The sequence below is a fragment of the Natronosalvus caseinilyticus genome, assembly GCF_017357105.1.
Lineage (GTDB): Archaea > Halobacteriota > Halobacteria > Halobacteriales > Natrialbaceae > Natronosalvus > Natronosalvus caseinilyticus.
The window spans coordinates 3,058,375-3,081,739 of the sequence record NZ_CP071596.1 but is presented as its reverse complement, the minus strand read 5'-3'; the positions used below and the strand labels follow the sequence as shown (position 1 = coordinate 3,081,739).

Below are 23,365 nucleotides of genomic sequence, written 5' to 3'. Positions count from 1 at the left end.
CGAACTGGACGCGTCCGGCGCTACGCTACGTTCTAGGCTCGGCCGCTTCGGCGTTCTTCTCTCGGTCTCGGTACTCCTCGAGGCGACGATCTTCCCTCGAGCCCGACCCGAATAGCCGCTCGGTGAACGTTCGCTGGGACGGCCGTTCCGAGAGCAGCACCGATCCCTCGACGACGCGCGCGACGTCGATGTGGAGCGAGTCCCGGACGAGCCGCGAGAGCAGGCCGCGCTCGGTCGCGCCCATCATGACGACCGTGGCGTTCAGATCCCTGGCCGTGCGACAGATCGCCTGCTCGACGTCGCCCGAGTCGTCGATGACGATTTCTGCCCCCTCGAGTCCGTGATCGCTCGCCCAGTCGGAGAGGAACGCCTCGCCTGCTGCCCGATCGGCCGGGTCGTCGACGACGTGTAAGAGGGTGATCTCGGCGTCGGCACCCTTCTCGAGGGCCTGCGCGATTTCGGCGCTGAGGTCCGAATCGGGGCCGCCAGCGGTCGGGAGGAGCACCCGCGACGGATCGAGCCCGCGGTCTTTGACCACGAGGAAGTCCGTCGGAAGCCGATTCGTGAGTTCGTCGAGGTGGCTCTCGGCGCGGGCGGAGGTCCACAGCTGGTCCTGTCCCCACCCCATGAGCACGAGGTCGGGGCGGGTCCGCCTGGCGCGGTCGAAGATCTCCTCGAACGATCGGGGAGAGACGATGGTCGACGTCCCGAACTCGACGTCGTAGCCGTCGCCGATTCGGCGAATGTCCTCGAGCAGGCGGTCTGACTCGCGGAGGATTCGGTCGTGGTGGCCGCTACTGTCCGCGACGTGCTGGGGGGCCTGGACGATGTGGACGACGTGGACCTGTCCCTTCTCTTTCGTTTCCGCCAGCGCGCAGGCGAACTCGACGAGCCGAGCCTCGGTTCGTGGGTTGGCGATGGGGACGAGGATTCGGTAGGAGTCCTCGTCGCGAACGATCGTCTCGACGGTGTCGACGACGGGGACGTAGGTACGCCCCGAGAGCGAACCGAGGAGCCACTCCCGGATAGTGAGTCGCCTGGTGTTCTCGTAGCGGTCGATGTCGAGTCGCCGCTCGCTGGTCTGGTAGTAGTTGACGACGGTGACGAGCAGGACGCCGCCGAGGGTGTTTCCGAGCAACACCGGGATCACGAACTGTGTCATTGCCGGAAATAGTATCCAAACGTCACCGAGGACGAGGGTGAGGTACACCACCTCGGTGAAGGAGACGACGACGTGGAACAGGTTGCCGAGCGGGATCATCAGAAAGGCCAGATAGACGACGAGCAATCGGGAGGCGGTGTCGCGGACGGCGAAGTTGATCCAGACGACGCCCGCGACGACCAGGCCGGCGAATGCCCCCTTGAAGAAGAGACTCGTCGCCGGGGTTTCGATGCCCTTCTCGGCGAGGGAGACCGCCATCTCCGCCGATGGCGCATCGAAGACGCCGCCGTAGGCGAGGGCCACCGCCCCGAGCGCGCCGCCGGCGAAGTTCCCGGCGAGAACGATCACCCAGTGGCGAAGGAGCGTCGGGACTGACGAGAGGCGCTCGAGGACCAGCGCGACCGGCGGCAGGGTGTTCTCGGTGTAGAGCTGGTAGCCGCCGATGATGATGTAGATGAACCCCAGCGGGTAGAGCAGGGCGGCGACGACCTCGCTGTCGGTCTTCGTCGACATCGAGGCGTAGATCAGGAACGTGAGCGTGATCGCGAAGCCGCCGGCGAGCGCGCTGAAGAAGAGTTCTCGCGTGCCGGACGTGATTTCGTGGTCGGCGTCGGCGACGACGCGCTGGAAGACTTCGTCGGACGAAAACCGGTCCGGCATGACCGTCCCGTACGCCGGCGCACCACTCTCGGCCCGCTGTGGAATCTCCGCTGCGGAATCGTCGTCGTCGCTCATTGTCGACTCCCACTCACGGCAGGGCTAAGTGACTTTCTTCATCGGGCGGGTCGTGTCGGGGTTCGAGCGTCATCGACGACCCGTATCGTACTTGTAGGTCGCCGTGTCGGGGTCGATACCGAAGTCCTCCGGGGATTCCTCCCCGCCGTCGCCGGAATCCGGTTCGTTCGCCTCCTTGAACGCGTCTCGCAGCCGTTCGGGCATCTCGAACCCGCCGACGTCGATCGCGAGCGGGACCGCGTCCGGGTCGACGCCCTCGCGTTTGTCCGCCAGTCGCTCCTGTAACACGGCAGGGAGGGCCGATTCCTCGAGGCGACTGAAGCCGAACTGCCGCAAGTAGTCGCCACTCCCCGTGAGCGTGTAGACCGTCTCGAAGCCCTCGTCGCCAGCGTACTCGACGAGCCGTTCGACCACGTGGGCGCCGACGCCCTGGCCGCGCCACTCCTCGAGGACGCCGATGCTCGTCAACTCGCAGACGTCGTCGGCGTCGTCGGGTTTGTGGATGCGGATACGGCCGAACCCCGCCTTCTCCCCCGACTCTTCGTCGATGGCGACCACGTAGTCGCGCGACCGGAACGCCGTGTCGTCGAGCCCCATCGCCTCGATGTGGTCGAGAAGCCAGACCTCTTCCCGGTTTTTCGCGTCCCGTACGTACATGATTCGAGCTAGGGCCGCCGCGGCCAAAAGCGTTTGTGGGGTACTGGCAGGTTTCGGCCCGTCTCGAGACGGTAACGTTCATGATACGGGACGGCAAACCGTGTCAGTGACATGGAAGGGGACCTGATCGACGAGGTGGTCCACGAACCCGACGAGGCGTTCGTCGAGTCCACCAACGTCCGGGCGTTCATGCGCGAGTACGGCATCGAGGACTACGACGACCTCATCGAGCGCACCACGACCGACCGGGGCGACGGCGAGAGCGGGGTCGAGTGGTTCTGGGACGAACTGGTCGACTACCTGGACATCGACTTCTACGCGGACTACGACCGGGTCCGGGACGACAGCGACGGCCCCCAGTTCACCGACTGGTACCCTGGCGGCGAGCTCAATATCGCCCACAACACGGTCGACCGTCACGCCGACCTCGAGGCCGCGAACCGAAACCGGGTCGCCACCATCTGGGAGGGCGAGGACGGCGAGGTCCGGGAGATTACCTACCACGAACTCCACCGCCAGGCTAACAGGGTGGCGAACTACCTCGAGTCGGCGGGGGTCGAAACCGGCGACACCGTCGGGCTGTACATGCCGATGGTGCCGGAAGTGGTGTCGATTCTGTACGGCTGTTTCAAAGTCGGCGCCATCGCCGTCCCCATCTTCTCGGGCTTCGGCGTCGACGCCGTCGCCACCCGCATCGAGGACGCCGAGTGTTCGGTGCTCTTTACGGGTGACGGCTTCCTTCGGCGAGGCAGTCCGATCACGCTCAAGGGGAGCGCCGACGACGCTATCGAAGAGGCGGGCCACGTCGAGCACACGGTCGTCTTCGACCGGCTGGGCTCGGGCTCGAACTCGAGTTCCGACGGCTCGACTGTCACCGTCGAAATCCCCTGGAACGACGCACGAGACGACTGGTGGCACGACGCCGTCGAGAACCAGGACGACGAGTACGAGAGCAAGTCCCTGGACTCGAGCCAGGAGTCGATGCTGCTGTACTCCTCGGGCACGACGGGAACCCCGAAGGGAATCGTCCACACGCACGCGGGCGTGCAAACACAGTGTGCGAAGGAACTCCACTTCGGGTTCGATCTCAAGCCCGCCGATCGCTTCTTCTGGGTCAGCGACATCGGCTGGATGATGGGACCCTGGACCCTGATCGGCGTCCACACCTTCGGCGGCACCGTCTTCATGTACGAGGGCGCACCCGACCACCCGAACCCGGACCGCTTCTGGGAAATGATCGACCGCCACAAACTCACCCAGTTCGGTATCTCGCCGACCGCCATCCGCGCGCTTCGGAAACACGGCGACGACTGGCTCGAGGGTCACGACCTCTCCTCGCTTCGAATACTGGGCTCGACGGGCGAGCCATGGGACCCCGAGAGCTGGCAGTGGTTCTACGAGAACGTTGGCGGGAGCGAGGCGCCGATCGTCAACATCTCCGGCGGGACCGAGATCTGCGGCTGTTTCCTGATGCCGATGCCCGACCAGCCGCTCAAGCCGTGTACCCTCGGCGGCCCCGGCCTCGGCATGGACATCGACATCGTCGACCGCGACGGTAATTCGGTGAAAGACGACCACGAACGCGGCTTCCTCGTCGCCCGCGACTCCTGTCCTTCGATGACCAAATCGCTCTGGAGCGGCGACGAGCGCTACCTCGAGGAGTACTGGTCGACGTTCGAGGACCTCTGGGATCACGGCGACTGGGCCCAGAAGGACGAGGACGGCTTCTGGTTCCTCCACGGTCGGGCCGACGACGCCTTGAACGTGGCGGGCCGGAAGGTCGGCCCCGCCGAAATCGAGGGCGTTCTGATCGATCACGAGGCCGTCAACCAGGCCGCGGCGGTGGGCGTCCCCGACGACACGACCGGCACCGCCGTCGTCGCCTACGCCATCCTCGAGGACGGCGTCGAGGAATCCGAGGCACTCCGCGAGGAACTCCGCGAACAGATCGGCGAGGAGCACGGCAAACCGTTCCGACCCCGCGAGATCCTATTCGTCGACGCCTTCCCAAAGACGCAGTCGGGCAAGATCATCCGCCGGGCCATCGAGGCCGCCTACACCGGCGAGGACCTGGGCGACCTCTCGAGTCTCGAGAATCCAGACGCGCTCGAGGCGCTCGAGGACGCCCGGTAGGGCGGTCAGGATGCCGAAGGTCGAGCGTCAGTTTTCCGCGTCGCCAGACCAGTGAGCGCCGCACCCGCGAGACCAGCGACTCCGGCGGCGACGAACGCCGGCGTGTACGTCCCGAAGAGGTCGTAGCTCGCGCCGGCCAGCGGCGGGGCGAGCAGTCCCGAGACGGCGAACGCGAGCGAGACGACGCCGAAGAGGGCGTTGGCGTCGTCGGGACCGAACAGGTCGACGGTGAGCGGCGAGAGGAGTGCCCCGTTCCCGCCGTAGGCCGTGCCGAAGACGGCCGCGAAGGCGACGATCCCGGCCGGCGACGACAGGACGGGTAAGGCGAACATCGAGACGGCCATCAGGATCGAGCATCCGATGAACGTCCGACTCCGGCCGAGGCGGTCCGACGCGAATCCGATCGCCAGTCGCGAGGCGGCGGTCGTGGCGCCGATGATCGAGAGCGCGAGCGCGCCGATTCGCGCGTCGAGTCCGAGGTCAGTGACGTGAGCCACCAGGTGGACCAGCGTCACGTACAGGGTCCCGTAGACGAGTATCCAGCCGACGAGCACCAGGAGGAATCGGCGGCCGGTGGCGATCGACACGACGTCTCGAGCCTGCTCGAGCCACCCTCTCGACCGCGAGCGCGTCTCCGGGTAGCCGGCGGGAAATTCGCTCGCCGGAACCCCTCGCTCTCGCGGGTCGTCTTCGATCAGTACGGTGGCGACGACGAGCAGGGCGACTAGCCCCGCGACGAGGGCGAGGTAGGCGCGTCGCCAGCCGTAGCGGGCGATGAGGAGCGTCGCAACGGGCGTGACGGCGACCATGCCGACGCCCAGGCCGGCACTGGCGATCCCGCTCGCGAAGCCGCGGCGGCGCTCGAACCACCGGGGAACGGTCGCGTACGAGACGACGTAGATCAGCCCCATGCCGAGGGCCGTGACGACGCCGTAGGCGAGGCCGAGCGTCGTGATCGAGTTCGCTTCGCTCGTCCAGAGCAACCCGAGCGCCAGCAGGACCACGCCAGCGCCCATGACTCGACTGACGCCGTAGCGGTCGGCGATGCCGCCAAAGAGCGCCGCACCGACGTAGATCATCAGGGTCTGTACGGAGAACACGAGCGACGTCGCGCCTCGAGAGAGGTCGAAGTCGCTCGCCAGCGGTTCGAAGAACACGCCGAAGGAGTACGAGACGCCGAAGATGACGAAGGTGCCGATGAAGCAGGCTGTCGTCACGACCCAGCCGTAGTAGTAGCCGTCGTTCGTCGAACCGGACCCCGTCACTGTCCCCGAATTGGTCGGTTCGACATATAAATATTTAATACAGTTACCAAACACCACGGACCATGGCAACACGAGACAATGGTGCCGGCGGAGGGGCGAATCGTGGTGGCGACTCGAAACCAGGACTCTTCGAGCGGGCCGGGAAAGGGCTCGCGGACGTCGTCGAACGGTGGATGCCGAGTCCGTTCCTGTTCGCGATTCTCCTGTCGTACCTCGTGTTCGTCGCCGGGATGGTTTTCGAGGGATCCGGTCCGCTCGAGATGACGACCTACTGGTTCGACGGGTTCTGGGCGTTCCTCGCGTTCGCGATGCAGATGACACTCATTCTGATGACGGGCTTCGTGCTCGCGTATCACCCGCGAGTGAACGCGTTGCTCAAAGGGTTGACCCAGCTTCCGAGTTCCGGGAAGCAAGCCGTCGTCCTCGTGGGCGTCTTCTCGATGGCCGTGGCGTGGATTCACTGGGGGTTCAGCCTCATCCTCGGAGCGATTTTCGCACGTGAGATGGGGAAGACGGCCCATCGGAACGGCATGCCGGTTCACTACCCGCTGCTGTGCGTCGCCGGGTACATGGGCCTCGGGCTGACCTGGCACTGGGGACTGTCGGCGTCGGCGCCGCTGTTGCTCAACACCCCCGAAAACGAATTCATCGAGGGGGGCTACATCGACGGAATCGTCCCGGCCAGCGAGACTATCTTCAGCAGCTACGCCCTCTTGCTGACGGTTTCCTCGATCGTCGTCGCCGCCGTGTTCCTGTACCTGCTCGCGCCGGGGGCGGGGCGGACGCGCTCGATCACGGAGTTCGTCGACGAGCAGAACCTGTTCGACGATTCGGGGGCCGGTAGCGACACCGTTCCCGACGGCGGCATCGACACGTACGAGACGCCGGCAGAGAAGATCGACAACAGTCGCCTCCTCGGTGGGCTGATCGCTCTCGGTGGCGTAGTCATGGTCGGCTACCTCCTCGCGACAGAGGGCCTCGACGCCTGGAACCTGAACCTCGTCAACTTCGCGTTCCTGTTCGCCGGCCTGCTCGTCTTCCTGCGTCCTGCCTACTATCGCGAACGATTCGGCGAGGCAGCGGAGGCCGCCGCCGGCATCATCCTGCTGTTCCCGTTCTTCGCCGGTATCCAGGGGATGATGAACGCCTCCGGGCTCTCCTCGTCGATTGCCGAAGGACTGTTCGCCATTTCGTCGCCCGAAACGTTCCCCATCATCGCGTGGATCGCCGGCGGCATCGTCAACCTCTTCGTGCCCTCCGGTGGCGGCGAGTGGATCGTCCTCGGTCCATCGGTCGTCGAAGCGGCGCAGGGCCACGGCGTCCCCGTGGGCCAGGCCACCATCGCCTACGCGGTCGGCGACGCGCACACGAACCTGTTCAACCCGTTCTGGGCGCTCCCGCTGCTCGCGATCACGGGGATCAAGGCGCGAGAGATGTTCGGCTACGCGATCGCGATGATGCTCCTGCTCACGCCGTTCCTCGCGCTCGCGCTCACGTTCATCCCGTACTGACTCGAGACGTACTGATCCCCATTCCATACTGACTCGGGCGATCGGTGAGGGATTAACCGGCCGAGAAACCGGTCTCGCTCGACGTTGACTCTCTCGAGGGAGCGATGCCTGCTATCGACGGCACAACACGCTTCCGTGTCACTGCCCCACATAATTATGATCTGCTTCCAGCTGGTACAGATGGGACCACGGAGGCAGATCGCGTATCGACTCGAGAGACAACGAGCGAGTGAAGCGATCTCGACGGCGACCACACGGACACGCGCGATCCCCAACGGACGCGATCCCCCACAGACACACCCTATCGCACCACGTACTGGAACGGAGTGCGATACAATACTTTTCGTGGACCATCACCGCCTCGAGAGCGGTTGGCCTTCCCGTCCAGGAACGGCGTGATCGACCGGACACGACCGGAACGGGCCAGAGAACCGAAACCGGCCGGCAGCCGATAGTATAAGAGACTCGAGTCCGATCCCACGTGTATGCGCCACGCACGGGGTCCCCTGCTCACTGTCGACGTGAGCGACCGGACCGCAACCACGACCGACATCGACGACGTGCTCGAGCGAACCGTCGGCGGCCGCGCAACGGCCACCGCCCTCGCTCACGACCGCATCCCGTTCGACGCCGATCCGTTCGGCCCCGAGAACCGGGCGTACCTCTCGACGGGGCCGCTCCAGCAGAGCCGAATGTCCTTCACCGGCCGGATGAACATGACCGGCCTCTCACCGCTGACCGACGGCCTGGTCTCGACCAACGCCGGCGGCTACCTCTCCCGAAACTTCGTGGGAACGGGCATCAGCGTCCTCGAGGTCGTCGGCGAGAGCGACGAATTGCTCGCGGTTCACGTTACGGACGGCGGCGAGGACGACGAGGGCGATGGGGGCGTCCAGGTCGAGTTCGAAGCAGTCCCCGAACTCGAGAACGCGCTCGTCCCCGAAATCTCCGACTACGTGGCCGACACCCGGGCCCTCGGCCCCGAACACTGCATCGCCATCGGCCCCGCCGGCGAGAACCTCGTGCGCTTCGCGAGCGTGATGACCTTCGACTCGCGGGCGTTCGGCCGGGGCGGGCTCGGTGCCGTTCTGGGCTCGAAGAACGTCAAGTGCGTCACGTTCGAGGGCGATTCCGCGCCCGACGTCGAGTTCCCGCCGGTCCAGATGGACGTTCACCGGGAAGCCGCCGAGTCCGACGACCTGATGAAACGCCAGGGGACGACCGGCGGCACCGAGTTCATCAACGACAACTTCTCCCTGCCGACGCGGTACTTCCGGGACTACGAGTTCGAGCACGTGGCCGACATCGGCGGCAACGCCGTCGAGGCGAAGAAGTACAAGCGCGCGGCCTGTTCGGCCTGCGCCTACGGCTGTAAGCTCCCGACTAGGGACGAGGAGACGGGCCTCGAGACCGAGGGCCCGGAGTTCGAGACGGTCTACTCCTTTGGCTCCCTGCAGGGGATGGGCGACGTCGTCGACGTGATGAAGGGGAACGAACTCTGTGACACGCTGGGGATGGACACCATCTCCGCGGGCGTGACGGTCGCCGCCTACCTCGAGAGCGAGGACGCCTTCGGCGACGCCGATCTCGCCCACGAGATCACCGAACGAATCGCCTACCGCGACGGCATCGGCGACGTACTCGCCGAGGGCGTCCACCGCTGTCACGACGAGCTGGGCGTCGACGACTACACCGTCAAGGGGATGGAGTTCGCCGCTCACGACGGGCGCGTCTTGCACGGACAGGGGCTCTCGTACGCCGTCGCCAACCGCGGCGGGGACCACATGTACGCCGGCATGCTGAGCCTCGAGTACAGCGGCGAACTCGACCCGGAGGGCACGCTTGGCAAGGCCGAGACGCTGGTAGCGGAGGAGAATTCGTCGGCGTTCCGCGACACGGGCATCGTGTGCGCGTTCGGCGGCGACTACGTGACCGACGAGCGACTCGAGGAACTCTTCGACGCCGACTACGAGGACCTCATGGCCGTCGGCGCTCGCACGGTCGAGCGGGAGCGCCACTTCAACAACCAGCGCGGGTTCGGCGTGGGGGACGACCGGACTCCGTACGACCTGCCGGACCTCGAGGCCGCAGTGGGCGAGTACTACGAGGCTCGCGGCTGGAACGACGACGGGACGGTTCCGGCGGGGCGAGTCGATTCGGTCGCTCCCGCCGCGGACTGACGGGCCGGCCACCAGTCGCCGTCATCAACGTCTCGCCGTTAGCCCCCGTAAACCGACGGTACGAGCCGATACACGTCGCCGTCCTCGAGTTCCGTCCCGAGGCCGTCGAGGTGTCTGACGTCCCGTTTGTTCTTCGTCACGACCGTCTTCCCGGCGAGGGATCCCTCTTCGTCGTCGAGCAGGCGACCCTCGAGCACCGGATAGGCGGCCTCGAGTTCGACGAGCAAGTCGTGGACGGTCTCGCCGTTTGGTTCCCACTCGGTCGCCGTCTCGCCGGTGTCTTCGCGAAACGGTCCGAAGAAGACGCACTCGAGTTGCACGTCTCGAGGGAGGGGTCGTTCGCTCTTGTACGTACGGGTTCCGGCGCCCATCTGTCGGTCGCAACTGGGACCACCGAATCGGCGCAGCGGCGGCCTTTTGGTGATCTACGCGCAATGGAGTCTATGCGCCACGCGATGGAAGCGGCGACGGGAACGGTGCTGGCCGTCGGCACCGCGTCCTGGCTCGAGGGCGTCGGCCAACCGCCCGAATCCGAGAATGCCGAGGGCGAGCGGACGTGGGCTGGCGAAGACAAGAGCCAGCGAGCCGATCGCCCTATGAACGTCTACGGCCCGGTTTCGGCCGTCGAAGAGCAGCCGCCGGAACTCGAGTCGCTCGAGGCGGTCGACTGCGTCCTCACCGACGACGTCGAGACCGTTTCGGCCGCCTCCGCGACGCTCGAGGACGTACCCGTAGTCGTCGGCCCGCCAGCCGATCGATCGACCCTCCTCGACCGCGGTCGAAGCGGAGACGATCCGCTGGCGGCACACCTCGAGGCAGCACTCGACGCCGGGGCGAACGACGTCGTCGACGTCACAACGGCCGACCACCCGGAGCTACTTCGACGACGCCTCGCGGCCGTTCTCGAGCGCCAGCGAGCGACGACTGCCGCAGCGGAAGCGAACACGTGGTGTCGGACGTTGATCGAGAAGTCGCAGTCGCTATTTCTGGTCCTGGACGACGGCGGGCGAGTAACCTTTGCCGGACCCTCCACGCCCCACGTCGTCGGCGCCGACCCCAATGTGCTCGTCGACCAGGCGCTCGACGAACGGATTCACTACGACGACCGCGATTCGTTTTACCGGGCATTCGAGGCCGTCCGCGAGGCAGACGCCGGTGCGTCGAAAACGTGCGAGTATCGGTACCGACACGCCGACGAAACCTGGCGCGTCCACGAGGCGATCCTCACGAACCGACTCGAGGACCCGGCCGTGGACGGGATCGTCGTTTCGGCGCGAGACATCACGGACTACCGGCGGATCGAGCGCGAGCTGAACGAGTCGTTCGACCGCGTCACCGACGCGTTCTTTTCACTCGACACGGACGGAGAATTCACGTACCTCAACGATAGAGCCGAAGAGCTCCTCGAGACGTCGAAAGAGGCGATCCTGGGCCGGTCGTTCGTCGACGTCTTCCCGGAGGCCGAGGGCGGTGACTTCCAGCGGGAAGCGATCGCGGCCCTGGAGTCACAGGAGGCGCGAACGATCGAGAGCTACTACGAACCGTTCGATCGGTGGATCGAAGCCCGAATGTATCCGTCACCGACGGGGCTGTCGATTTACTTCAGAGACGTGTCGAGACGAGTTCGACGCGAACAGGCGCTCGTCGAGCGGTCCGAGCGATTACAGGTACTGGTCGAAAACGTCCCCGTCGTCCTGTTCGTCATCGACGACGACGGGACGTTCACCCTCTCGGAGGGGCGCGGTCTCGAGCGAATCGGGGTCGAACCCGGGTCGGTCGTTGGCCAGTCGATATACGACGTGTACGCCGAGTATCCGTCGGTTATCGGCGACGTCAACCGAGCGCTCGGTGGCGAGTCAGTCCACAGCTTTCAGCGGATCAATGGTCGAATCTTCGAGACGTGGTACCGGCCGGTGGTGACCGGCGGGACGGTCGAACGGATCATCGGCATCGGCGTCGACGTCACCGAACGACGGCAGTACGACGAAACGATCAACACGCTGTACGAAGCGACCCAGCACCTGCTGACGGTCGAATCGAAACAGACCGCCTGTGAGTACATCGTCGACGTCGCCACCGACGTTTTGAACCTGGAAAACGTCGTCGTGTTCCGATTCGACGACCGGGAGAACGAACTCGTTCCGGCCGCGTACACGACGGACCTCCTGACCGACATCGGTTCGCCACCCCGGTTTGGACCGAACGACAGCATCGTCTGGCAAACGTTCGTCGAGGGTGAATCGAACGTCTTCGACGACGTTCGAGCGTCGACACACGTCTACGACGAGGAGACCGCCGTCAGAAGCGGACTCTTCGTCCCACTTGGCGAACACGGCGTGCTGGCGACGCTGTCGACCGAGGAGGGCCAGTTCACCGAGGAAACGGCCGACCTCGCGCAGGTGTTTGGCGCGACCGCCGAAGCCGCCCTCGACCGAATCAGTCGAACCCAGCGACTCCACGAACGCGAACAGGAACTCAAGCGCCAGAACGAGTACCTTGAGCGCCTGAACGAGGCGAGTTCTCTCCGCGAAGAGATCGAGTCGCTCCTGTTGCGTGCAGGCTCGAGGGACGAAATCGAGGCCGGGCTCTGTGACCGGCTCACGGACCTCGAGGACTGTTCGTACGCCTGGATTGGCGAACCAGACCCCGGCGGCAACGAGATACTGGTTCGCCACGAAGCCGGGTACGGCCACGGCTACCTCGAGTCGGTGACGGTGACGGCCGTCGACGATCCGGCCGCCGAACCGGCGGGTCGAACCGCTCGCACGCTCGAGCCGACGAACGTCGACAACGTCGCCCAAGACCTCCGGCACGGCGCCTGGCGAACCGAAGCCCTCTCGCGGGACTTCCAGAGCGTCTACGCCGTGGCGCTCGTCTACGACGACTTCCTGTACGGCGTCTTGACGCTCTACAGTACGGACCGAACGGGGTTCGACGAACCGACCCGATCCGTCCTGGACGACTTCGGCGAGACCGTCGCCTACGCGATCAACGCCGTACAGCGAAAACAGGCCCTCCTGGGCGGTGCAACGACCGAAGTCGAACTCGAGGTAACGAGCGAGACGCCGCTGGCAGTCCTCTCGCGCGTCGCGAACGCCCGCGTCGAACTCGAGGGGATTATTCAACAGGACGACGGCACATCGACCGTCTTCGCGAGCGTCGATAGTGACGTCGAACCCGACGTCCTGGACTCGATCGAGACGGTCACCGACGGGACGATCATCAGTCGAACCGACGACCGAACGGTGGTTCAGCTCGAACTGACGGAGCCGTTCCTCGCTGCCATCGTCGACGGTCACGGCGGTCTGCTCCGATCGTTTACGACCCACCCCGAGACGGGAACGCGAACGACGCTGGAGATTCCGAACGCCGTCGCCGTCCGCGAGGTTCTCGCCGAGATGAACCGACGAGGACTCTCGGCGTCTATGGTCGCCCGTCGGGAGCGGTCGGGCGAGAACGACCGCCTGGCCGGGGACCCGAGAACGCGCGAGCGCGATCGGTTCCTGTCGCTATTGACCGATCGCCAGCGAGAAGTCGTCCAGACCGCCTATCACGGTGGCTTCTTCGAGTGGCCGCGAGAGACCACGGGCGAGGAACTCGCCGGGTCGCTCGGGATCTCGCCACCGGCGTTTCACAACCACGTGCGATCGGCCGAGCGAAAGCTCTTCACTGCCGTTTTCGATCACGAGTGGAGCGGGGTTAACTGATTAACCCTCTTTCTGCAGTCCCATTACAGAGTTAACAGCCAGACTCTTTACCCACACCTGCAAACGGTCAATCGTCTTCCCATCTCTACGGGGGTTGAATTCACGATGACTGAAACATCTTCGCCACAAATTCGGGCTGGAACGACTGAATCGTACTCGGTTCAATTCGATCGACTGGACGACGAACCGCTGAGCGTCACCGTCGCCGACGCCGTAGCGACGTTTACCGGACTCGACGTCACGGAACTCGACCCGCTTCACTACGCGATCGACGCCGACGCGCTCGAGCGCCTCTTCGAGCCCCGCGCGGAGGGGATTCGATCCGACGGAACAGTTTCGTTTGCGTACAACGAGTGTCTCGTGACCGTCTCCGCTGGTGGCGAAATCGACGTCGAGTCACTCGACGGCTGATTGGTTTTGGCGTTTCTCGAGCTAGTGAGACGGGAGCGACGCCGTCGTTCTTGCTGAGCGGGTACCGAGCAGCGCCAGCGGTTATCGGGCATCTGCCAGCGCTCAAAATATAGTGGGATATTAACACACTATATTGTATTCATTCCCCATAGGCAACGTCTTTATAGGACGTCTCGCTACGTGACTCCATGTCATCAAAGACTCCCACAAGCGAGACGATGAAAGACGTTAGCCACACCCCGCCAGCGGGACAGTCCGTCACGAACGTCTGGCACCGCGGGCGAGCGGACGACGAATCGGACGAGTAAGAACAAGAGTAACTGGCAGTTGTTCGCTGACCCGATTCCATTCTCGTTCAAACGAAACCACTGCCATTAGAGCGACCGCCGTCTTCCCTTCGGAATCATCGACCTGAGTTCGTCGTGCAGGTACAGACCGACGCCTATCGGTTCGCGGTCGCCGTCGACGTCGTGTGCGGCGATGAGATATCCCCAGTCGCCATCCCACTCGAGCGACTGGTCCTCGCCAGCGGCGAATCGGGTCGCTTCCGCGTCCGAGAGGTCGACGACACATCGGGTCGCGTGACGCCCAAATCGCTGTACGAAATCCGTCGTCGGTTTCCAGTGGTCCTGTCGCGTTCGCAGGCAGGTCATCCCCAGGGCCTCGATTTCGGCCGGTGACGGGCTCTCCCCGCCGTAGATCCATATTTTCCCGGCTCCTTTCTCCCAGAACGTGTGTTCCTCGAACGTCTCCGGCGGGATGCCGAATCGGTCCTCGAAGTACTCGAGCACCGCTTCGCGCGAGGCCCGACCCTCGACGGTCCGGTCGGCGTCCGTTGCCGGAAGCCGATCGAACTGCTGACCGACGTTCGTCTCGAGGTCGTCGGCCATCAGGCGCCCACCTCCAGTTTCGCGACGAAGAAGCCGCCGGTGTCGTTGTGGTGCGGATAGATGCGGAGCGCTCGCTCAAGGCTCGAGTCGTAGGTCTCGTCGTTCCACTCGGTGACGCCGGGGGCGTACTCGAGGTTTGGGTCGAGATCCACGTCGACGACGCGACAGTCCTCGGCATCGAGAACGTGCTGCACGACCGCCTCGTTCTCCTCCGGCGCGAACGTACACGTCGAGTAGACCACGGTACCGCCAGTACAGGTCGCCTGCACCGCTCGCCGGAGAATTCCCTTCTGAATGCCCGCCACCGAGTGGACGTGATCCTCGGACCAGTCCTCGAGCGTCGTCGGATTTTTGCGAATCGTCCCTTCACACGAACAGGGGGCGTCGACGAGCGCGTGATCGAACTGGTCGACGGCCAGCGGCGCGAACGAGAAATTCCGCGCGTCCTGGTGAGTGACAGCCAGCGACGTCGCGCCGAGGCGCTCGGCGTTGAACCGAAGCGCCGAGAGGCGGCCGAGGTTGCTGTCGTTGGCGACGACCGTGCCCCGATCGGCCATCAGCGCGGCCAGCTGGGTCGCCTTGCCGCCGGGGGCCGCGCAGGCATCGAACACGGTCTCGCCGGGCTCGGGGTCGAGGACGACGGGCGGCACCGCGGAGACCTCCTCTTGCGTGTGGACGAACCCGTGAAACGAGGCCCACGTCGACCCCGGCGAGTCGGTCTCGAGGCGGAGTACCCGCGGATTCCACGCCGCCTGCTCGTAGGCGATGCCGTCGTGCTCGAGGGTCGCTATTGCCCGTTCGACGGAGGCCTTGATCGTGTTCACCCGGACGGCGATTCCGAGCGGCCGCTCACAGGCCGCCCGAAACGCCTCGAAGTCGTCGACTATCGGCCGGTACCGCTCGAGTGGCTCCATTGGGACGTGATTCGAGGGCGCGTCGCTTGTGGGTTTCGAAGCGGTCGGCGCCACGGGGCTGGTGCCACAAGGTCGGCGCCGCGAGGTCGGCGTCACGGAGTTGGCGCCAATGAATCGACGACCGCGGGCGCCTGCCGTGACCGGTTTTAAGTCGTCGGACGGCGTCACCTCGCGTATGTCAGAGATCCGTAGACAGGGGCCGGAAGCCGAACTCGAGGAGCCAGTGCTCGTCGAAGGATTTCCCGGCATCGGTCTCGTCGGGAAAATCGCAACCGACCACCTGATCGAGCAACTCGATATGCGCTACTACGCGAGCGTCCACTGCGATGGACTCCCGCGAATCGGGATCTACCGTGGCGGATCGACGACCATCCAGCCGCCCGTCCGACTCTACGTCAGCGAGGCCGAGGACGTCATCGCCCTCCAGAGCGACGTTCCCATCAGCACGCAGGCGCTCGAGTCGGTCGCCGGCTGTCTGACCAGCTGGGCGGTCGACCACGACGCGACGCCGGTGTACCTCAGCGGCCTGCCCTCCCAGCGCGACGAACCGCCCGCACTGTTCGGCGTCACGACCGGCGACGCCGACGCCGTCGACACCTACGGCATCGACAGCCCGACGGAGGACGGCGTCATCAGCGGTCCGACAGGCGCCCTGCTCAACCGGGCTGCCGAACTCGGGACCGATTCGTTCGGACTCGTCGTCGAGTGCAGCCCGCAGTTCCCCGACCCCGAGGCGGCGAGCGTCCTCCTCGAGGACGGCATCTGTCCCATCGCCGATGTCGAACTCGACGTCGAGGCGTTGATCGAACGGGCGGGGGAGATTCAGGAACAGCGCCAGGCGTTCGCCGAACGGATGCGCGAGGTTGAGTCCGCCGAGAGCACGCAGGCCCAGCCGTTGCGGATGTACCAGTAACCGACGTCTCCACGCCCGACCCGACGTGCGGGGCGGCACCCGCAAACCCAACGCCTTTTCGACTCGTCCGCTAGCGCTCGAGTATGGATTCCGGTACAGATCTGACACCCGCTGACTGCCCTGCAGCGAACGGCATGCCCATGCTCGGGCTCGGCACCTGGCAGAACACCGATCCGGACCAGTGTGCGGACTCGATCCGAACCGCCCTCGAGATGGGGTATCGCCACGTCGATACCGCACAGGGGTACGACAACGAGGAGTACGTCGGTCGAGGGATCGCCGACGCCGACGTCGACCGCGAGGACGTCTTCCTGGCGACGAAGGTGTCCACCTCCAACCTCGCCCACGACGACGTCCTCGAGACGACCGAGGAGAGCCTGGGGAAACTCGGCGTCGACGCCGTCGACCTGCTGTACGTCCACTGGCCGGTCAACACCTACGACGCCGAGGAGACGCTGGCCGCGTTCGACGAACTCTACGACGACGGCCTGATCCGCAACGTCGGCGTCAGCAACTTCGAGCCCCGCCACCTCGAGGAGGCGGTCGACCTCCTCGACGCGCCCCTCTTCGCGAACCAGGTCGAGTGTCACCCGCTGCTCCCCCAGGAGGAGCTTCGGTCGGTCTGTGCCGACCTCGACGTCGAACTCGTCGCCTACTCGCCGCTGGCTCGAGGCGAGGTCTTCGACGTGCCCGAGATACAGTCCGTGGCGGAGAAGCACGAGGCTAGTGAGGCCCAAGTCAGCCTCGCCTGGCTTCGGGAGAAGGGCGTTACCGCGATTCCGAAAGCGACGGGCGAGGATCACCTATCGGACAACTGGGCGTCGCTGGAAGTGGAATTGGACAGGGAAGATCTCGAGAAGATCGACGGGCTCGAGGAAGTACATCGAGAGGTCGATCCGGAGATGGCGCCCTGGAACTGAGATAGACAGCACTGGCAGATTCTCTAAGCGATAAATCGGCCTCATCGATATCTGATCTGCATCGAATCAGTCCTCGTCGACCAGAATGTCCGTTACGGTCACCCGCAGATACGTCGTATCGGTCACCGTCCGTTTCGCTCCCCCTCCGGATGACTCTTCGATCAGCGCCGCGTCGTAGTGAAAGTCGATATTCTGGTCGACACTTTCGACGGATGCGACGAGGCCACCGTAGAAATCGACGTTGTTGTTGAACGTGACACGAGCAGGTGGTTCCTCATCGGCATTCCCGGCGTAGACCACACCGACGAAAGTCGTGCCTCCAGATTCAAAGGAAATATCCGAACCGGGCCGGGCAAGAATCCAGAAGTTGGTCGCATCCATGTCTGGGTTCTCGTGGATATTGACGTCATCACGGACTGTTAGCGAATCTCCGGTCATGTAGAGGTTAACCTGGTGTCCGTTCTCGCTATCGAGCAAGACCTCCTCGTCGAAGACGATATCGCCATCAACGAGAATATCGACTTCACCACCGTCTTCGAGATCAACCTCGAGGGTATCTTCCGAGGAGATTTCAGCAAGGTAGTACTCGCCGGGAGTTGTTATTGCATTTTCAGTTAAACGCCCGTCCTCGTCAATTGCCTCCGTTTTCTCGTTATCGTTCTCAGTCGACGTAATCCGCTCCTGTTGGCGGTCTATCTCGAGCGTCGACGAAAGCGGAGTCAACTCGATGTCGGTGGTATACATTTCACCGTTGTGAGAGCCACTATTGATCGTGAGGCAATCCGCAGATTCACCGACACAGTAGATGTCGCCGTTTATCTCCGCATTATTCTGATCGAGCGTTAGCTCACCGTCAATAATGATGTCAGCGTCTATCTGGGTATTGTGGTTGATAACGACGTCGTCTGCAAACCGAATCTCGAGGTCGTCGACATCCTCATCCGGGTCTGCAGAATTGTACGCTTCCATATCGACGTTGTTGTTGATCTCGATATTCGTCCCGCTCGGTGGTGAGGTGATCCCAGCGTCGATTTCGAATTCGTAGGGGACATCGATCACGAGTTGCATCCGTTCGTTCGTGTGATCGATGGACACGGTCCCGACATCACCATCGTCGTCACCAACTCCGATACCGTTCTGTTCGGCAAAATATGCCGCCCAGGCGTCGTAGTACGACGATTGGATGGTGATCTCCATCTTCCCAGGTGGAAGCTCTTCAGGGAGCGAGTCGGTAGATGTGTTCGTACCAGCAGAACGAACGGTAAAATCCTGTCCTCGTCGTTCAGCACCTTGGAGGCTCGTAACGTGGACTCGAAGGTTGGTTACCTGATTCTCGTCCGTAATCACGTCCACATTCGGGGCGCTGTGAAGCAGCGTTCCATCATCCGTCGATTCCCAGAGTCCACCGCCCTGATAGGCCAGATGGGTTCCATCACGTTCGTAAATTATAGTACCAAGACCGTACGTTTTCGATTCGCCACCAGCAGCAATAGTAAGGGTACCATCGTTCGGTTTGACGTGAACGTCGTCCTCGATCGACTCGCTGAACGCTATGGATTGACCTTCCCCCGGTTCGAGCGAGGCCAACTCCACCTTAGCTTGCTCGAGCGATTGCGTCGCAGCCTCGTCGCGACTCTGTGACTCGAGTTGTGCGAGTGCGGTTTGTCCAACCGCAACGACACCGACAGCGGCAACGATAACGAATCCGAGCAGAACAACAACTGCAATGACTTCGGCCTGTCCACGGGAATATCCCCTCGGCAGTAACGTGTCGTCTCCGTGGTCAGCGTCATCGCTCATACGCGTACTCGATAATCAGGCAATATGATAGTATCGGCCGATTGGCGTGCTGGGTCGTAGAAACAGTCTCCAAACTACGTCAAAATGCGAACCTCGAGAGGCAGCGTTACTCAGCCGTCACTCATCACTCGCTCGGCGAGTAGTTCGGCGCCTCGTCCGTAATCACGACGTCGTGGGCGTGGCTCTCGGTCTGGCCAGCCGAGGAGACGCGAACGAACTCCGCTCGCTCCTTGAACTCAGGGATCGTCTCCGCACCGACGTACCCCATTCCCGACTGCATCCCGCCCGCGAGCTGGTGAAGTTCCGACTGGAGCGTGCCCTTGTACGGTGTCGCCGCCTCGACGCCCTCCGGGACGTACTCCTCGTCGTCCTCCGGATCGTCCTTCAGGTAGCGGTCGCCGTCACCCGACTTCATCGCTCCGACCGACCCCATCCCTCGGTACTGCTTGTAGCGCTTGCCGTTCATCGTCACGACGCGGCCTGGGGCCTCGTCAGTGCCCGCGAAATAGGATCCGAGCATCACGGCGTCGGCACCGGCGGCGATCGACTTGATCGCGTCGCCGGAGTACCGAATCCCGCCGTCGGCGATTACCGGAATGCCGTGCTTGCTCGCCACATCTGCAACCTGTGCGACGGCGGTGATCTGGGGCATACCCGCGCCAGAGACGACCCGCGTCGTACAGATCGAACCCGGGCCGATGCCGACCTTGATGCCGTCGGCGAAGTCCACCAGGTCCTCCGCGGCCTCTCGCGTCCCGACGTTTCCGACGACGACGTCCGCGTCGACGGACTCCTTGATCTCGCGCGCGCCGTCGATGACGTTCAGGTTGTGCGCGTGGGCGCAGTCGATGAAGAGCACGTCCGCGCCCGCCTCGTCGGCCGCTACCGCCCGATCCGTTTCGAACGGACCGACGGCGACGCCACATCGTAAGCGCCCGGTTTCGTCTCGAGCGGCTTCCTTGTACTCTCTGCGCTGTAAGATGCCCTGCATCGTGACCAGGCCGACCAGCAAGTTCTCGTCGTCGACGACGGGCACGCGCTCGATCTTGTGCTCGTACATCAGGTCGAACGCGTCGCGCGCGTCGATGTCCTGGGGCGCCGTAATGACCTCGTCGGTCATCGCCTCCGTCACCGGGTCGTTCTCGCCGACCTCGAGGTGCGGGCGGATGTCCGTACTCGAGATGATGCCCAGGACCTCGCCGTTCGTGTTGACGACGGGGGCGCCGCCGACGCCCTCCTGGACCATCATCTCGTCGACCTCGCGGACGGTCATCTCCGGGTCGGCCGTCACGACGTCGTCGAAGGGGATGATGAGTTCGTCGGCGCGCTTGACGCGACTGATCTCCTCGACCATCTCGTCGATGTTCAGGTTCCGGTGGAGGACGCCGAGCCCGCCGTGACGGGCCATCGCGACGGCCATCTCGCTCTCGGTGACAGTGTCCATCGCTGCCGAGAGTATCGGAACCGAGACCTCGACGTTTCGAGACACTCGCGAGGTCAGGTCCGCCTCGTCGGGCTCGACACGACTCTCCTTGGGACGGAGCAAGACGTCGTCGAACGTCAGCGCTTCCGGTACGCGTAATTTCGCAGAATACGGCTCGTGCTCGGGAACGTCGTTCGCCATGTAAACTGTCCGGAACCGTCGGTAAAAAGCGTTCCGAGACTCCCTCGAGTGTGTGGTACTCGATGGCGTTATCGCTGGTCGATGACCGACGCTCGGCGCTTGACACGACACCGAAACCAGCTCTAACACAAAACGCCGTTTCAGGTTCTGACGGGCAATTATTGCCCCTCGAGGCCAGCCTGTGTTGAAAACTCTCATCCAATCATCCGTACCAGGAACTATTCGTCGATATTACTCGCGTTTCAGTTACGATTTCACGGTTCGTGTTCAGCCATCTCACACAACGTTTAATAATACAGGTCCACTCGATTCGAGTATGTACGCTGTGAACTTCCGCGATTCCCGACTCGCCGGCCGGACGACGTTCGACTCCGTAGCCGCGATTTTCTTTGGGAATTGCCCACTCACAGCGCGAGGTCTTCGGTTCGGGCGGAAACGCTTCTCGTCGACGTCGGCACCGACGCCAACGCCGACGGACTGGCTTCCGCTCCGGCCGTCGCTGCGGGACCGTTCACTTCGTTACCCCCATCCCCAGGCCTCGGGTCACGGCCATCGTTCGTAATCGATGAGCACGTCACAACACCCCGTCGCCCTCCGTCTCGAGCGGTTAGTCGGCGGTGACGCCAGACTCCTCGCCCTGGTGATGGCCCTGCCGCTGGTCGACGGCATCTTCGTCGCCCTGATCCTGGCCGGCGCCCTCGAGACGCCGACGAGCGCCGTCCAGGTCGGCCTCCTCATCTTCGGTGGCAGTGCGACCCTCGCCGTCATCCTCGCGGAGATGCAGGGAACGGTTCGCGAACAGGTTCGCGTCGTGTTGATCGTCGGCATCCCGTTGATCGTGCTCGCAGCGATCCAGGCCGCGCTCGCGCCGGCGATCGAGAGCGTGATCGAGACGGCGACTTTCGAGCGATTCGCCGCGCTGGTCATCCTGGCGATCGCCGCCAAGACCGCGAGCGCCACCGTCGGCGAGTACCTACCGAGTCCCGGCGTCATCATCGGACTGGGGCTCGTCGCCAGCCTCGAGCCCACGGGCGCGAAGTTCGCACTCATGGACGACCCGCAGCTGGTCGCCAACGCGACGCTGGCTGCCGTGATCGGCGTGGCCTTCGCGCTCTCCGTGGCCGTCAGTGGGCCGTACCTGCGCGAGTACATGGACCTCAACCGGTTCCGGTTCGGGAGCGCCGTCGCCCTCGGTCTGTTGCCCCTCTCGATCATGGGGATGGCCTTCGGGCAGGCCCCACTGGCTGCGCTTGTCGTCGCCGCGCTGTTCGCGCTGGATCCGGACACTGATGACGAAGCGTCCGACACGTCGGCCAGCTCCGGAACGCGGGCCGACGGCGGCGTCAGCTCGGAACCGTCGGCGGAAGCGACCGACTCCGAACGCGAGGACGCAGACGTGACCGTCGACAAGTCGAGCGGTGACGCCGATCCGTACCCAGGCGACGACACGACGTCGACCGCTGGACGCGCCCCCTGGCTCTAGGCTCGAGACAGGGTTTCGACTACCGCCGAGCGCTTGAGTCGCTGGTCCGGTCGCAGACTCTCACCTGAATCGTAACTGCTTTAGGCTGGATCACCCAACGATTGCTCGAGGGGTCGTGGCCAAGCCAGGCATGGCGACTGACTCCAGAGGTCCCGCGCCCGGGACGACACTCCAGACTGATATACTGATCGGGCACCTGATCAGTGTCCGTGTGATGACCCTCTGGAGTTCCGAGGCGCACCGGAGATATCAGTCGATCGGGGGTTCAAATCCCTCCGACCCCATCCCTCTGCCGCGAACAAACACGTGAGCGGCAGGTATGTGATTCGGAGGGATTTGAGCCAGGGAGCAGCTTTGCTGCGACCGTGGTTCAAATTCCTTCGACCTATCCTCATTATCGAATCCGCTTTGTATAGAATTTCGAATCAATCAGAAATTCTGGCAAGTTTCAAGTACTCTCTACTGCAGATGTAGTGTGAGAAACATATGATGGGCGGTGATCAACAGACGTTCGACCGTGTTATTGAGCTCGTAGAAGCCTGGATTCCCAGGAAGGCATACGGACACGAGCGGAAATTTCAAAGTGAGCTTCAAGACTACCTGGATCAACAGTTAAACAAAACCCAGAAAAGGGGAGGGATGGGTCTTCTTGGTGGAATGGGCCAACAACGCGATCTCCCCGTATCTACCGAGCGAGGAAAGGCAAGAGCTGATGTCGTCGTAGATGATCTCGTTGGCATTGAACTGAAGCGGGATCTTACCAACAGTCAGCGAAACAAGCTTGAGGGCCAGATTAAGAACTATCTGAGGGAGTACCCATTTGTCATCGTCTGTGCTTGTGGAATCCAGGACCTGGATGGTTGGCGCCAGTTGAAAAATCAATACAGGGGACCGTCTGGATTCGGTATGAATCAACAGGATGTTGTATTCATCCACAAACGAAAGGAGGATTTCGGTAAAGAGCCATCCGAACGAAGTGGAAATAGTGACGGGTTCTTCGGTGGTGGTGGAATCTTCTAATGTGGTTCTGTTAAACTCCTCGACGACTACGCGAGGGCGA

General features: G+C 63.6%; 18 protein-coding genes and 1 tRNA gene. 11 read left to right on the top strand and 8 right to left on the bottom strand.

Features of this window, described 5'->3' with window-relative positions:
• Positions 1-25: 25 nt before the first annotated feature.
• Positions 26-1,897: a formate/nitrite transporter family protein gene (locus tag J1N60_RS14780; RefSeq protein WP_312908588.1), complete on the bottom strand. Its 1,872-nt coding sequence runs from the start codon at positions 1,895-1,897 to the stop codon at positions 26-28.
• Positions 1,898-1,966: 69 nt separating this feature from the next.
• The gene (locus J1N60_RS14775) at positions 1,967-2,554 is read right to left on the bottom strand and encodes a GNAT family N-acetyltransferase (protein ID WP_312908586.1); all 588 of its coding nucleotides are present in this window, start codon (positions 2,552-2,554) and stop codon (positions 1,967-1,969) included.
• Positions 2,555-2,665: 111 nt separating this feature from the next.
• Between J1N60_RS14775 and J1N60_RS14770 the strand changes: the two genes are divergently transcribed.
• Entirely contained in the window at positions 2,666-4,687 is a 2,022-nt protein-coding gene (locus J1N60_RS14770; RefSeq protein WP_312908585.1) for an AMP-binding protein, read from the top strand.
• A 5-nt stretch (positions 4,688-4,692) separates the two neighbouring features.
• On the opposite strand, the gene J1N60_RS14765 is transcribed toward J1N60_RS14770, so the two are convergent.
• Positions 4,693-5,952, bottom strand: coding sequence for an MFS transporter (locus tag J1N60_RS14765; protein ID WP_312908584.1), 1,260 nt, complete (start codon positions 5,950-5,952; stop codon positions 4,693-4,695).
• Positions 5,953-6,125: 173 nt separating this feature from the next.
• Between J1N60_RS14765 and J1N60_RS14760 the strand changes: the two genes are divergently transcribed.
• Both J1N60_RS14760 and J1N60_RS14755 read left to right on the top strand, forming a co-directional pair.
• On the top strand, positions 6,126-7,463 hold the full coding sequence (locus tag J1N60_RS14760; RefSeq protein WP_425499356.1) for a short-chain fatty acid transporter: 1,338 nt from the start codon (positions 6,126-6,128) through the stop codon (positions 7,461-7,463).
• Between the two features lie 485 nt (positions 7,464-7,948).
• Positions 7,949-9,643: an aldehyde ferredoxin oxidoreductase C-terminal domain-containing protein gene (locus J1N60_RS14755; protein ID WP_312908581.1), complete on the top strand. Its 1,695-nt coding sequence runs from the start codon at positions 7,949-7,951 to the stop codon at positions 9,641-9,643.
• A gap of 38 nt (positions 9,644-9,681) precedes the next feature.
• On the opposite strand, the gene J1N60_RS14750 is transcribed toward J1N60_RS14755, so the two are convergent.
• Positions 9,682-10,014, bottom strand: a complete 333-nt coding sequence (locus tag J1N60_RS14750; RefSeq protein ID WP_312908579.1) for a ubiquitin-like small modifier protein 1 — start codon at positions 10,012-10,014, stop codon at positions 9,682-9,684.
• Between the two features lie 63 nt (positions 10,015-10,077).
• On the opposite strand from J1N60_RS14750, the gene J1N60_RS14745 reads away from it, so the two are divergent.
• The 3 genes from J1N60_RS14745 to J1N60_RS20785 all read left to right on the top strand — a co-directional run bounded on the left by J1N60_RS14745 (position 10,078) and on the right by J1N60_RS20785 (position 14,069).
• Positions 10,078-13,350 (top strand): PAS domain-containing protein, encoded by a 3,273-nt coding sequence (locus J1N60_RS14745; protein ID WP_312908577.1) that lies wholly within the window; start codon positions 10,078-10,080, stop codon positions 13,348-13,350.
• A gap of 105 nt (positions 13,351-13,455) precedes the next feature.
• Positions 13,456-13,761 (top strand): HalOD1 output domain-containing protein, encoded by a 306-nt coding sequence (locus J1N60_RS14740; protein ID WP_312908575.1) that lies wholly within the window; start codon positions 13,456-13,458, stop codon positions 13,759-13,761.
• A gap of 188 nt (positions 13,762-13,949) precedes the next feature.
• A complete protein-coding gene (locus J1N60_RS20785; RefSeq protein ID WP_484551598.1) occupies positions 13,950-14,069 on the top strand; it encodes a DUF7989 family protein in 120 nt (39 codons plus the stop codon).
• Positions 14,070-14,135: 66 nt separating this feature from the next.
• Here the strand turns inward: J1N60_RS20785 and J1N60_RS14735 are convergent, their stop codons facing one another.
• Both J1N60_RS14735 and J1N60_RS14730 read right to left on the bottom strand, forming a co-directional pair.
• Positions 14,136-14,651, bottom strand: a complete 516-nt coding sequence (locus J1N60_RS14735; protein WP_312908573.1) for a DUF7122 family protein — start codon at positions 14,649-14,651, stop codon at positions 14,136-14,138.
• Positions 14,651-15,565, bottom strand: a complete 915-nt coding sequence (locus J1N60_RS14730) for an RsmB/NOP family class I SAM-dependent RNA methyltransferase (RefSeq protein ID WP_312908571.1) — start codon at positions 15,563-15,565, stop codon at positions 14,651-14,653. The genes J1N60_RS14735 and J1N60_RS14730 overlap by 1 nt, the downstream gene beginning before the upstream one ends.
• Before the next feature lie 175 nt (positions 15,566-15,740).
• On the opposite strand from J1N60_RS14730, the gene J1N60_RS14725 reads away from it, so the two are divergent.
• Both J1N60_RS14725 and J1N60_RS14720 read left to right on the top strand, forming a co-directional pair.
• On the top strand, positions 15,741-16,478 hold the full coding sequence (locus J1N60_RS14725) for a proteasome assembly chaperone family protein (RefSeq protein ID WP_312908569.1): 738 nt from the start codon (positions 15,741-15,743) through the stop codon (positions 16,476-16,478).
• A gap of 83 nt (positions 16,479-16,561) precedes the next feature.
• Entirely contained in the window at positions 16,562-17,398 is an 837-nt protein-coding gene (locus J1N60_RS14720; protein WP_312908567.1) for an aldo/keto reductase, read from the top strand.
• 66 nt (positions 17,399-17,464) lie between these two features.
• Here J1N60_RS14720 and J1N60_RS14715 read toward each other — a convergent pair whose 3' ends face one another.
• Complete coding sequence (locus J1N60_RS14715) at positions 17,465-19,198, bottom strand: DUF7289 family protein (RefSeq protein ID WP_312908565.1); 1,734 nt, start codon at positions 19,196-19,198, stop codon at positions 17,465-17,467.
• Positions 19,199-19,322: 124 nt separating this feature from the next.
• Positions 19,323-20,822, bottom strand: coding sequence for an IMP dehydrogenase (guaB, locus tag J1N60_RS14710; protein WP_312908564.1), 1,500 nt, complete (start codon positions 20,820-20,822; stop codon positions 19,323-19,325).
• A gap of 565 nt (positions 20,823-21,387) precedes the next feature.
• Here guaB and J1N60_RS14705 point away from each other — a divergent pair.
• The 3 genes from J1N60_RS14705 to J1N60_RS14695 all read left to right on the top strand — a co-directional run bounded on the left by J1N60_RS14705 (position 21,388) and on the right by J1N60_RS14695 (position 23,325).
• On the top strand, positions 21,388-22,305 hold the full coding sequence (locus J1N60_RS14705) for a DUF5794 domain-containing protein (RefSeq protein ID WP_312908562.1): 918 nt from the start codon (positions 21,388-21,390) through the stop codon (positions 22,303-22,305).
• Positions 22,306-22,414: 109 nt separating this feature from the next.
• Positions 22,415-22,589, top strand: a tRNA-Trp gene (locus J1N60_RS14700).
• A gap of 202 nt (positions 22,590-22,791) precedes the next feature.
• Complete coding sequence (locus J1N60_RS14695) at positions 22,792-23,325, top strand: hypothetical protein (RefSeq protein ID WP_312908560.1); 534 nt, start codon at positions 22,792-22,794, stop codon at positions 23,323-23,325.
• The last annotated feature ends 40 nt before the right edge of the window (positions 23,326-23,365 follow it).

Coding starts and splice junctions, on each gene's coding strand:
- J1N60_RS14780 (WP_312908588.1), bottom strand. CDS start 1,897: ATGAGCGACGACGACGATTCCGCAGCGGAGATTCCACAGCGGGCCGAG.
- J1N60_RS14775 (WP_312908586.1), bottom strand. CDS start 2,554: ATGTACGTACGGGACGCGAAAAACCGGGAAGAGGTCTGGCTTCTCGAC.
- J1N60_RS14705 (WP_312908562.1), top strand. CDS start 21,388: ATGAGCACGTCACAACACCCCGTCGCCCTCCGTCTCGAGCGGTTAGTC.
- J1N60_RS14750 (WP_312908579.1), bottom strand. CDS start 10,014: ATGGGCGCCGGAACCCGTACGTACAAGAGCGAACGACCCCTCCCTCGA.
- J1N60_RS14725 (WP_312908569.1), top strand. CDS start 15,741: ATGTCAGAGATCCGTAGACAGGGGCCGGAAGCCGAACTCGAGGAGCCA.
- J1N60_RS14745 (WP_312908577.1), top strand. CDS start 10,078: ATGGAGTCTATGCGCCACGCGATGGAAGCGGCGACGGGAACGGTGCTG.
- J1N60_RS14715 (WP_312908565.1), bottom strand. CDS start 19,198: ATGAGCGATGACGCTGACCACGGAGACGACACGTTACTGCCGAGGGGA.
- J1N60_RS14730 (WP_312908571.1), bottom strand. CDS start 15,565: ATGGAGCCACTCGAGCGGTACCGGCCGATAGTCGACGACTTCGAGGCG.
- J1N60_RS14770 (WP_312908585.1), top strand. CDS start 2,666: ATGGAAGGGGACCTGATCGACGAGGTGGTCCACGAACCCGACGAGGCG.
- J1N60_RS14735 (WP_312908573.1), bottom strand. CDS start 14,651: ATGGCCGACGACCTCGAGACGAACGTCGGTCAGCAGTTCGATCGGCTT.
- J1N60_RS14720 (WP_312908567.1), top strand. CDS start 16,562: ATGGATTCCGGTACAGATCTGACACCCGCTGACTGCCCTGCAGCGAAC.
- J1N60_RS14695 (WP_312908560.1), top strand. CDS start 22,792: ATGATGGGCGGTGATCAACAGACGTTCGACCGTGTTATTGAGCTCGTA.
- guaB (WP_312908564.1), bottom strand. CDS start 20,822: ATGGCGAACGACGTTCCCGAGCACGAGCCGTATTCTGCGAAATTACGC.
- J1N60_RS20785 (WP_484551598.1), top strand. CDS start 13,950: ATGTCATCAAAGACTCCCACAAGCGAGACGATGAAAGACGTTAGCCAC.
- J1N60_RS14755 (WP_312908581.1), top strand. CDS start 7,949: ATGCGCCACGCACGGGGTCCCCTGCTCACTGTCGACGTGAGCGACCGG.
- J1N60_RS14760 (WP_425499356.1), top strand. CDS start 6,126: ATGCCGAGTCCGTTCCTGTTCGCGATTCTCCTGTCGTACCTCGTGTTC.
- J1N60_RS14740 (WP_312908575.1), top strand. CDS start 13,456: ATGACTGAAACATCTTCGCCACAAATTCGGGCTGGAACGACTGAATCG.